Annotated in this window: 6 protein-coding genes, 1 tRNA gene, 2 rRNA genes and 1 other annotated feature; of the genes, 6 read left to right on the forward strand and 3 right to left on the reverse strand. The window is 48.6% G+C overall.

Features of this window, described 5'->3' with window-relative positions:
- Window positions 1-97: 97 nt before the first annotated feature.
- The 3 genes from pheA to AC6R0S_RS10635 all read right to left on the reverse strand — a co-directional run bounded on the left by pheA (window position 98) and on the right by AC6R0S_RS10635 (window position 3,049).
- Window positions 98-1,276, reverse strand: a complete 1,179-nt coding sequence (gene pheA, locus AC6R0S_RS10625) for a prephenate dehydratase (protein WP_334554092.1) — start codon at window positions 1,274-1,276, stop codon at window positions 98-100.
- 13 nt (window positions 1,277-1,289) lie between these two features.
- Window positions 1,290-1,407 (reverse strand) — a sequence feature (Phe leader region).
- A 114-nt stretch (window positions 1,408-1,521) separates the two neighbouring features.
- Complete coding sequence (hpf, locus tag AC6R0S_RS10630) at window positions 1,522-1,848, reverse strand: ribosome hibernation-promoting factor, HPF/YfiA family (protein WP_487901925.1); 327 nt, start codon at window positions 1,846-1,848, stop codon at window positions 1,522-1,524.
- Between the two features lie 472 nt (window positions 1,849-2,320).
- Window positions 2,321-3,049, reverse strand: a complete 729-nt coding sequence (locus tag AC6R0S_RS10635) for an outer membrane protein assembly factor BamD (RefSeq protein WP_334554096.1) — start codon at window positions 3,047-3,049, stop codon at window positions 2,321-2,323.
- 129 nt (window positions 3,050-3,178) lie between these two features.
- On the opposite strand from AC6R0S_RS10635, the gene rluD reads away from it, so the two are divergent.
- The 6 genes from rluD to AC6R0S_RS10665 form a co-directional block, all read left to right on the forward strand.
- Window positions 3,179-4,156 carry a 23S rRNA pseudouridine(1911/1915/1917) synthase RluD gene (gene rluD, locus AC6R0S_RS10640; RefSeq protein WP_500632422.1) on the forward strand — a complete coding sequence of 326 codons (978 nt, stop codon included), beginning with the start codon at window positions 3,179-3,181 and terminating at the stop codon, window positions 4,154-4,156.
- A 6-nt stretch (window positions 4,157-4,162) separates the two neighbouring features.
- Window positions 4,163-4,885, forward strand: a complete 723-nt coding sequence (pgeF, locus tag AC6R0S_RS10645) for a peptidoglycan editing factor PgeF (protein ID WP_500637880.1) — start codon at window positions 4,163-4,165, stop codon at window positions 4,883-4,885.
- Between the two features lie 113 nt (window positions 4,886-4,998).
- Complete coding sequence (gene clpB, locus AC6R0S_RS10650; protein WP_500637878.1) at window positions 4,999-7,572, forward strand: ATP-dependent chaperone ClpB; 2,574 nt, start codon at window positions 4,999-5,001, stop codon at window positions 7,570-7,572.
- Window positions 7,573-8,162: 590 nt separating this feature from the next.
- Window positions 8,163-9,718 (forward strand): 16S ribosomal RNA (locus AC6R0S_RS10655).
- A gap of 88 nt (window positions 9,719-9,806) precedes the next feature.
- Window positions 9,807-9,882, forward strand: a tRNA-Glu gene (locus AC6R0S_RS10660).
- A gap of 354 nt (window positions 9,883-10,236) precedes the next feature.
- Window positions 10,237-11,365: ribosomal RNA gene (locus AC6R0S_RS10665) — 23S ribosomal RNA — on the forward strand; the annotation flags it as partial.

The raw sequence follows: 11,365 nt of genomic DNA on the forward strand, positions 1-11,365 counted from the left end.
TGACACCTTGCTATGCAACTTAATGTACTCATAGTATGAGCATTTGCACTAGGTGTCAGCTTTAATCGTCAATTTATTGATTAGGCTGTGAGCAAAGTTACAGCAATTTCACTTGTGTAGGTTTGACATTTTCACTCGGATAGCAGCCCAACACTTTAAGATGTTTGGTAATCCGAGTGAGTTCGTTCAGGGCTTGCTGCATTTCTTGAGAGTCCAGATGCGCCTCGAGATCGACGTAGAACATCTCCTCCCAAGGGTTGCCCATGATAGGCCTTGATTCCAATTTGTTCATGTTGATGCCGTAGCGTTGCAGCACTAGTAGGGTTTCCACCAGGGAGCCCGCTTGCTGAGACGTGGACATGATCAAAGTGGTTTTTGCCGGAATTTGCGCCGACACTTCGACAGGCTTACGCGCAACAACGATAAAGCGAGTGTGGTTCTCGGTTTGATTGGCAATGTTGCCTTGAATTGCTTGAAGGCCATACAACTTACCGCTCGAAGCATTCCCGATGGCAGCGACGTCGCGTCGGTTCATTTCTTGAACTTTTTGCATCGCATCGGCCGTGCTCGCGCAAGACTCTAGCTTAACGCCTTTCAGACGGCTCAAAAACTCGCTGCATTGCTGGTGGGGCTGTGGGTGAGAGTACAAGGTTTTGATCTCTTCTAAGCGGATGTCCTGCGTGGCCACCAAGCAGTGCTCAATCGGTAATGTCAGCTCACCGACAATATAGAGAGTGGTGTGTTGCAGTAAGTCATACACCTCATTGATAGAGCCTGAACTGGTGTTTTCAATCGGAAGTACGCCATAGTCTGCATGACCGGACTCCACAGTGTTCGCCACTTCTTTAAAGTGATCGCAGTTTAATTCAATTAACTCAGTGTTTTTACGGCTGAAGTATTCTCGGCTCGCGAGGTGAGAGTAGGAGCCCTTGGCACCAAGAAAAGCAACCCGAGCCAACGGTTTGCGGCTCAGTTCTGGGTTAGCGAGGTTTTGTAGATACGATTGCTGGAGGAGTACAGAGTCTTCAATGATGGTGTGAAACAGTTTGGTGATGTATTGCGCATCGAGCTGATACTTCTCTTTGCCATTATTGATGAGCTTAACCAGCAACTGCTGCTCACGTACGGCGTCACGTACTGGTTTGGATGTTTGAACTTTACTCTTCGCAACCTCAATGCTCATCTCACGGCGTTCAGAAAGGAGTTTAAGCAGTTGGTCGTCGAGTTCGTTTAAGCGTAAACGAATGTCATCAAGTGAGTATTTTTGTTCAGTCATCCTAGTATTCCTTATAAAAAAAGCCTCCCGATGGGAGGCTTTCTGTTCGTTTTTGACTTGTTTTTAAAAACGAGCGAGCCTCCAGTCTAGTGGAGAAAAAACAAGTCAAAAAAGAACAGGGGTGAACGGTGCATAAAAGTCGATTCCAAATGAATGTTCAACCACAATAAGCAACGGAGTATGGAGCGTCAAGCAAAAAAATAGCGCCCGCCGGGCGCTATTCTCAAATCTTCTCAGTCTGCTGATTACTCTTCAACTTCTTCCAGTTGTGGCTTGTCCGTACGACGTGCCTCAGGTTTGTGGCGGAGTTTATTAAGCTGACGTTCTAATTTCTGTTCTACCTCGTTAACGGCAGCGTACAAATCTTCATGGGTAGCAGAAGCGATAAGTTGGCCTTTCGGAACCGTGATGATTGCCTCGAATTTTTTCTGTTTATTCGGTTCTTCACTAAAGGTGGCTTGGCAACCGATAATGTCTACTTGCCATTTTTCTAGCTTCTGGAACTTGCTCTCAATGTGATTGCGGATTGCAGAGGTGATGTCGATGTTTTTACCAGTGATGTTTACTTTCATAGATGCTTTCCTCTGTGTCATCCCTCATGGGTTAACTCCAGATTACTCACCGCAGGTATAAATAAAGTGATCTAGATCACTATTGTGTAGGCTGTTTTTTGGATTAAATTCAAACGTGATCTAACTCAAAGAGTCGATTCATCACCGCTCAAAAAAGCTTGTTAAACCATAAAAACTCATTAGATTGGAAGAGGTAACACGCTAAAAATCATCCGCTTTTTAGGGGCGGTTTACGGTCTAAATAAATCATTGGTTGCATTTTAATCGCATCAAGAGTGTGACACCGCGCTCCCTTTCTCTTCCTCTCTCGATTTTCCTAATACAATTCTGACGACAGCTAGCGTACCCATCATAGTATTCTTCTCATTCACTTTGCTTGTTCTCACTATGTAATTTGAAGGAAGAAAATGTGATTTGAATAAACAAAAACGCCGCGCAACTTGCGCGGCGAGTAGAGAAAAGAACGGATGGCTTAAGAATCCGGATTGAGCTCGATTAGCGCCTCAGTCCGCTTCACGGCATCCTCTAATCCGAGTTGTTGATAGGCTTCAAGCTGAATCTGCAATGATTTGCGAGCGGCTTCAGTATCAGGATAAGTACGCTGCAACTCTTGGGTACGGTTGATGGCGGCAATCCATGCCTCGCGGCGAAGGTAGAAATCCGCGGTCGCTAAATCGTAGTTGGCGAGGCGATTTTTGAGCGCGTACATGCGTTTTTGAGAGTCCGCTGCGTATGGGCTATTTGGGTAACGCTCAAGAAGACGCTTAAAGTCTGCGAATGCTTTTTTCACCGGCTCAGGATCTCGGTCACTACGATCGATATTGAGCAGATCATGCATAAAGTTGCGATCTTGCGCCATGTGAGAGAGTCCGCGCATGTAGAGGACCCAGTCCAATTTCTCATGGGTTGGGTTCAAACGCGTAAAGCGCTCTATGGTCGCCAAACCGAGCGCCAAGTCATCGTTTTTGTAGTAAGCGTAAATAAGGTCTAGCTGAACCTGCTCTGAGTAAGCGCCGAATGGATAACGTGAATCTAGAGCTTCAAGTTGCTCAATAGCGGTGAGCCAGTTCCCGCTTTGCAAAGAAAGTTGCGCTTCAGAATACAGTTCTGATGGTGGCACATCAGGAACGATCTCCTCGCTGCTCGAGCAGCCAACCAATATGGATAATGCCAATAAGCCAGATAATGTATGCTGTTTCATGTCAGGATTCGATTCCTTGAATTAAATATTTAGTACGCCGCCGTTACTTTCTAAGCGGTAACGGATACAATGGCGCTTATTTTTTCATAGTAGAGACTATTAGTCTCACAGTTTTTAAAAAAGTTCGATATGGCTCAGCAGATTGAATTAACCAATACAGTAAAAGATAGCCAGCTAGGTCAACGCCTCGATCAGGCGATTGCCGAATTGTTTACCGATTTTTCGCGCTCACGTCTAAAAGAGTGGTTACTCGAAGGCAAAGTGAGTGTGGACGGCCAAGTGGTCACCAAGCCGCGCACCAAAGTGATGGGCGGTGAAGAGATCACCTTACAAGCGGAACTCGAAGACGAAGAACGTTGGGAAGCGCAAGATATTCCTCTGGATATCGTTTATGAAGATGACGACATTATCGTGATCAACAAACCGCGTGACTTTGTGGTTCACCCAGGTGCCGGTACGCCAGATGGCACTGTGCTCAACGCGTTACTGCATCATTACCCAGCGATTGCGGAAGTGCCTCGTGCCGGGATCGTTCACCGCTTGGACAAAGACACCACGGGCCTTATGGTGGTGGCGAAAACGGTCCCAGCGCAAACGCGCCTGGTTCGTGCTCTGCAAAAGCGCAACATTACTCGTGAGTATGAAGCGATCGCTATTGGTCGTATGACCGCGGGCGGTAAGGTTGAGCAGCCGATTGGTCGACACTCAACCAAACGCACACTTATGGCGGTGAGTCCAATGGGTAAACCTGCGGTGACGCATTACCGCGTGGCCGAGCATTTCCGCGAACACACGCGCATTCGCTTGCGTTTGGAGACCGGACGTACACACCAAATTCGCGTGCATATGTCGTATTTGCAGCACCCGCTATTGGGTGACACCGCTTATGGTGGCCGCGCTCGCATTCCTTCTGGCGCAACCCAAGAGCTAGCGGAGAAAATCCGTGGTTTTGATCGCCAAGCATTGCATGCGGTCATGTTGCGTTTTGCGCATCCGATCACCGGTGAGGAGCTCGAGTTTCATGCGCCTGTGCCTGATGACATGGTTGAGATGACCCTAGCGCTTCGCCTGGATGCTCAAACTCACGGTCTGGAAGAAGAGATCTAAATGTCCATGATCATCCCCAACTGGCCCGCGCCAGCGAACGTAAAAGCGTTTGCCTCAACTCGAGAGGGGGGCGTCTCTATGTCTCCTTATCAAGGGTTGAATGTGGGGATGCATGTCGGAGACGATCCTGAGTTGGTGGCGCAAAACCGCCAATGGTTGATGGCGCATTCAGGCATGCCCTCGGCGCCGGTTTGGCTCAACCAGACCCACTCTACCCATGTTGTGACGCTCGACTCGGCGACCGATACGGTTTTGGATGCCGATGGGGCGTTGACTCGACAAACCGGCATAGTATGCAGCGCGATGACCGCCGATTGTTTGCCGGTGCTGCTGACCAATCGTGAGGGTACAGAGGTTGCCGCGGTGCATGCAGGGTGGCGAGGCTTACTTGACGGGATTGTTGAGAATGCGGTGCGCTTGATGAGTGGCGAATTGATGGCCTGGATTGGTCCTGCGATCAGCGTTGAGGCGTTTGAAGTAGGTCAAGAGGTCCGTGATCAATTTGTCGCTCATGATTCACAAGCCCAAACGGCGTTTTTACCTGGCCGACAACCTGGCAAGTACATGGCGGATATGAATCGCCTTGTTGAACAGCGCCTTCAATCGGTCGGCGTGACGGCCATCTATCAAAGCGGGCTGTGTACCTATCGTGATGCTGACCGTTTTTACTCCTACCGACGCGATGGCGTGACAGGTCGACAAGCCAGTTTTATTTGGCTTGAATCATAATCCCACCTGTTTATTAGGGAAACTCCTCCCTGCTACCTTGAAATTGCCCTTGTGCGTATCCATCTTTCTTTATGATGAATTTCGTTCACCTCATTTGAGTTAGGAAGGTAGGTATGCGTCTTGACAGATTTACGAGCAAATTCCAAATCGCGATATCTGACGCCCAATCGTTGGCGCTCGGCCGCGACCATCAATACATAGAACCCGTTCACCTAATGGTAGCGCTGATGGATCAGGACGGTAGCCCGATTCGTCCTTTGCTCACCATGCTCAATGTGGACGTGATGCATCTACGCTCAAAATTGAGTGAAATTCTTGACCGCTTGCCCAAAGTAAGTGGCATTGGCGGTGATGTGCAATTGTCGAGCGCAATGGGCACGCTGTTTAACTTGTGTGACAAAGTGGCGCAAAAGCGCAAAGATGCGTACATCTCATCAGAAATTTTCTTGCTGGCGGCGATCGAAGACCGCGGCCCACTTGGCAGTTTGCTTAAAGAGCAAGGCCTTACTCAAGATAAAATCGCTGCAGCGATAGATAAGATTCGCGGTGGACAAACCGTCAACGACCCCAATGCTGAAGAGTTGCGCCAAGCGTTAGAGAAATTCACGATTGATCTCACCGAGCGTGCCGAGCAAGGCAAGCTTGACCCGGTCATCGGCCGTGATGATGAGATACGTCGCACCATTCAAGTCTTGCAGCGCCGCACAAAAAACAACCCGGTGATCATTGGTGAACCTGGAGTGGGTAAAACCGCCATCGTCGAAGGGTTGGCACAACGTATCATCAATAACGAAGTGCCAGAGGGATTGCGCGGGCGCCGAGTACTCTCCTTGGATATGGGCGCACTGGTTGCAGGGGCCAAATACCGTGGTGAGTTCGAAGAGCGTTTGAAATCCGTCCTCAATGAATTGTCTAAAGAGGAGGGAAACATCATCCTCTTTATTGATGAGATTCATACCATGGTGGGCGCAGGTAAAGGCGAAGGTTCAATGGATGCCGGTAACATGCTTAAACCCGCGTTGGCTCGGGGCGAGTTGCACTGTGTCGGGGCAACCACCTTAGATGAGTACCGCCAATACATCGAAAAAGATCCTGCGCTTGAACGACGCTTTCAAAAAGTGCTGGTGGATGAGCCGTCAGTGGAAGATACCGTGGCTATCTTACGCGGTCTCAAAGAGCGCTATGAGTTGCATCACCATGTGGAAATTACTGACCCTGCTATTGTGGCGGCGGCGAGTCTCTCGCATCGATACGTATCGGATCGCCAATTGCCTGACAAAGCGATCGACTTAATTGATGAAGCCGCATCCAGTATTCGCATGCAGATTGACTCCAAACCCGAGTCGCTCGATAAGTTGGAGCGTAAAATCATTCAACTTAAAATTGAGCAACAAGCGCTGACCAACGAACATGATGAAGCCAGTGAGAAGCGATTGCAGATCCTTAATGAAGAGTTGAATGAAAAAGAGCGGGAGTTTGCTGAGCTGGAAGAGGTGTGGAACGCAGAAAAAGCGGCCTTATCGGGTACTCAACACATTAAAGGGGAACTCGAGCAAGCGAGAATGGATATGGAATTTGCACGTCGTGCGGGTGATTTAAACCGCATGTCTGAGTTGCAATATGGCCGAATCCCAGAGTTAGAGAAGCAGCTTGATTTGGCAACCCAAGCCGAAATGCAGGAGATGACTCTGCTACGCAATAAGGTCACCGACAATGAAATTGCCGAAGTGCTGTCAAAACAGACGGGCATTCCTGTGTCGAAGATGCTTGAAGCAGAGAAAGAAAAACTGCTGCGAATGGAAGACGTCTTGCATAAGCGTGTGATTGGCCAGACTGAAGCTGTTGAAGTGGTATCGAATGCGATTCGCCGCAGTCGCGCGGGCTTATCCGATCCGAACAAACCGATTGGTTCGTTTCTATTCTTAGGGCCAACCGGTGTTGGTAAAACCGAGCTGTGCAAAACCCTAGCGAACTTTATGTTCGATAGTGAAGACGCCATGGTTCGTATCGATATGTCCGAGTTTATGGAGAAACACTCTGTGGCTCGTCTTGTCGGCGCGCCTCCGGGTTATGTGGGCTATGAAGAGGGTGGCTACCTAACAGAAGCCGTGCGTCGTAAGCCTTATTCGGTCATCTTATTGGATGAAGTGGAGAAGGCTCACCCTGATGTGTTTAACATCCTGCTTCAAGTATTAGATGATGGACGATTAACGGATGGACAAGGTCGTACGGTCGATTTTCGTAATACCGTTGTCATAATGACATCTAACCTTGGCTCTGCGCGCATCCAAGAAAGCTTTGGTCAGGTCGATTATGAGGGCATGAAGCAGCAAGTGATGGAGGTGGTCAGCAAACATTTCCGCCCAGAGTTTTTAAACCGTGTGGACGAAAGTGTGGTGTTCCACCCATTAGGAGCAGACCATATCAAGTCGATTGCTTCAATTCAGTTAGCGAGACTGTCTGCTCGCATGGAAGAAAAAGGCTTTGTGCTTGAGGTGTCTGACAAAGCGCTCGATCTCATTGCTCAAGTTGGGTTTGACCCTGTCTATGGTGCAAGACCACTGAAACGGGCGATACAACAGAGCGTTGAAAACCCACTAGCGAAATCTATCCTCGCGGGTGAGGTGATACCAGATAAACCCGTGAAGCTGGTGGTGAGTCACGATCAAATTATTGCTCACCAATAATTATCCTCTAACAGAAGGGCCGAAACGGCCCTTTTTGCTGCTATTTAAATCGCATCGGTCAAAGCTTGAGCGAACGACGCAAATATTACGACTTTTTGCTAAATGCCTCTTGCCTCGATGCGATTCCTGCCTATAATGCGCCTCCGTTGGCACGGAAAAGCATACGATGCAATCGAGCCAATAGGTCGAAGAAACGCGATGAAAATTAGTTTCTGAAATTAAGCGAAAAGTGTTTGACACTAAAAGTTAAATCGCTAAAATGGCCGTCCGTTTCGAGTGAGCCTTACGGCAAGTGAGAAACACCTAGCTCTTTAACAATATAAACCTATCAATCTGTGTGGGCACTCGTTGATGATAATCCACTTTTGGTTTTCACTTTTTTATAAAAAGTAAAATCAAAAACTGATTCTTCGGAATCATTGGCTATCAATGAACTGAGTGACCATTCGAATTGGGAAGCAGCCTTGAGCTGTTTTGTTTTACTTTTTCAAAAGTGAAAGCCAATAAGAGCACAGTCAATTCAAGTTTTCTAGGAACTAGCTTCTAGTCACTAGGAACTTATCAGTATTCATTGAGCCGAACAAAACCTTAAATTGAAGAGTTTGATCATGGCTCAGATTGAACGCTGGCGGCAGGCCTAACACATGCAAGTCGAGCGGAAACGACTTAACTGAACCTTCGGGGAACGTTAAGGGCGTCGAGCGGCGGACGGGTGAGTAATGCCTGGGAAATTGCCCTGATGTGGGGGATAACCATTGGAAACGATGGCTAATACCGCATAATAGCTTTCGAGCTCAAAGAGGGGGACCTTCGGGCCTCTCGCGTCAGGATATGCCCAGGTGGGATTAGCTAGTTGGTGAGGTAAGGGCTCACCAAGGCGACGATCCCTAGCTGGTCTGAGAGGATGATCAGCCACACTGGAACTGAGACACGGTCCAGACTCCTACGGGAGGCAGCAGTGGGGAATATTGCACAATGGGCGCAAGCCTGATGCAGCCATGCCGCGTGTATGAAGAAGGCCTTCGGGTTGTAAAGTACTTTCAGCAGTGAGGAAGGTGGGTGTGTTAATAGCGCACTCATTTGACGTTAGCTGCAGAAGAAGCACCGGCTAACTCCGTGCCAGCAGCCGCGGTAATACGGAGGGTGCGAGCGTTAATCGGAATTACTGGGCGTAAAGCGCATGCAGGTGGTTTGTTAAGTCAGATGTGAAAGCCCGGGGCTCAACCTCGGAATTGCATTTGAAACTGGCAGACTAGAGTACTGTAGAGGGGGGTAGAATTTCAGGTGTAGCGGTGAAATGCGTAGAGATCTGAAGGAATACCAGTGGCGAAGGCGGCCCCCTGGACAGATACTGACACTCAGATGCGAAAGCGTGGGGAGCAAACAGGATTAGATACCCTGGTAGTCCACGCCGTAAACGATGTCTACTTGGAGGTTGTGGCCTTGAGCCGTGGCTTTCGGAGCTAACGCGTTAAGTAGACCGCCTGGGGAGTACGGTCGCAAGATTAAAACTCAAATGAATTGACGGGGGCCCGCACAAGCGGTGGAGCATGTGGTTTAATTCGATGCAACGCGAAGAACCTTACCTACTCTTGACATCCAGAGAACTTTCCAGAGATGGATTGGTGCCTTCGGGAACTCTGAGACAGGTGCTGCATGGCTGTCGTCAGCTCGTGTTGTGAAATGTTGGGTTAAGTCCCGCAACGAGCGCAACCCTTATCCTTGTTTGCCAGCACTTCGGGTGGGAACTCCAGGGAGACTGCCGGTGATAAACCGGAGGAAGGTGGGGACGACGTCAAGTCATCATGGCCCTTACGAGTAGGGCTACACACGTGCTACAATGGCGCATACAGAGGGCGGCGAACTTGCGAGAGTAAGCGAATCCCAAAAAGTGCGTCGTAGTCCGGATTGGAGTCTGCAACTCGACTCCATGAAGTCGGAATCGCTAGTAATCGTGGATCAGAATGCCACGGTGAATACGTTCCCGGGCCTTGTACACACCGCCCGTCACACCATGGGAGTGGGCTGCAAAAGAAGTGGGTAGTTTAACCTTTCGGGGAGGACGCTCACCACTTTGTGGTTCATGACTGGGGTGAAGTCGTAACAAGGTAGCGCTAGGGGAACCTGGCGCTGGATCACCTCCTTATACGATGATTATCGTTATGAGTGTCCACACAGATTGATGGTTTATGTAGTTTAAGAGATAGAAGATATCCCAATATCTTCAACTTAGTGTCCCGTTCGTCTAGAGGCCTAGGACACCGCCCTTTCACGGCGGTAACAGGGGTTCGACTCCCCTACGGGATACCATCTTTAAGCGCACTTCTTTTAATAAGAAAGACGATAGTGCTTTTAAAAATGGTTACTTCTTTGAAGTGATTTGCTCTTTAACAATTTGGAAAGCTGACAAAACAACAATTTATTGTTGTTTGTAAAGTTCTCAAAGTATTCATATCTATGAATACACAAAAACACATTCAAGTGTTCTTGGGAATAAGTTATCTAGGAACTAGACAGTAGTCTCTAGGCACTTATTCATATTTGAGTCCGGCAAAATCGAGTCTGCATCATGTTTAAATAATTGCAGACAACTTTGGTTGCTTAGTTTGTTTTCACTTTTCAAAGTGAAAGTAAATGAGCCAATAAGACCCTTTGGGGTTGTATGGTTAAGTGACTAAGCGTACACGGTGGATGCCTTGGCAGTCAGAGGCGATGAAGGACGTATTAACTTGCGATAAGCCCAGATTAGGTAGTAAAAACCACTTGAGTCTGGGATTTCCGAATGGGGAAACCCACCTCGCATAAGCGAGGTATCGTTATGTGAATACATAGCATAACGAGGCGAACCGGGGGAACTGAAACATCTAAGTACCCCGAGGAAAAGAAATCAACCGAGATTCCGAAAGTAGCGGCGAGCGAAATTGGACTAGCCCTTAAGCTTTATATGCGTTAGACGAACGGTCTGGAAAGTCCGGCAATAAAGGGTGATAGCCCCGTAGTTGACAACGCACATTCAGTGAAATCGAGTAGGGCGGGACACGTGATATCCTGTCTGAATATGGGGGGACCATCCTCCAAGGCTAAATACTACTGACTGACCGATAGTGAACCAGTACCGTGAGGGAAAGGCGAAAAGAACCCCTGTGAGGGGAGTGAAATAGAACCTGAAACCGTGTACGTACAAGCAGTAGGAGCACCTTCGTGGTGTGACTGCGTACCTTTTGTATAATGGGTCAGCGACTTATATTCAGTGGCAAGGTTAACCATCTAGGGGAGCCGTAGGGAAACCGAGTCTTAACTGGGCGCTCAGTCTCTGGATATAGACCCGAAACCAGGTGATCTAGCCATGGGCAGGTTGAAGGTTGAGTAACATCAACTGGAGGACCGAACCGACTAATGTTGAAAAATTAGCGGATGACTTGTGGCTAGGGGTGAAAGGCCAATCAAACCTGGAGATAGCTGGTTCTCCCCGAAAGCTATTTAGGTAGCGCCTCGGACGAATACTACTGGGGGTAGAGCACTGTTAAGGCTAGGGGGTCATCCCGACTTACCAACCCTTTGCAAACTCCGAATACCAGTAAGTACTATCCGGGAGACACACGGCGGGTGCTAACGTCCGTCGTGGAGAGGGAAACAACCCAGACCGCCAGCTAAGGTCCCAAATTATTACTAAGTGGGAAACGATGTGGGAAGGCTTAGACAGCTAGGATGTTGGCTTAGAAGCAGCCATCATTTAAAGAAAGCGTAATAGCTCACTAGTCGAGTCGGCCTGCGCGGAAGATGTAACGGGGCT

It is taken from the genome of Vibrio sp. R15-SG3-ISO1B, from assembly GCF_059833835.1.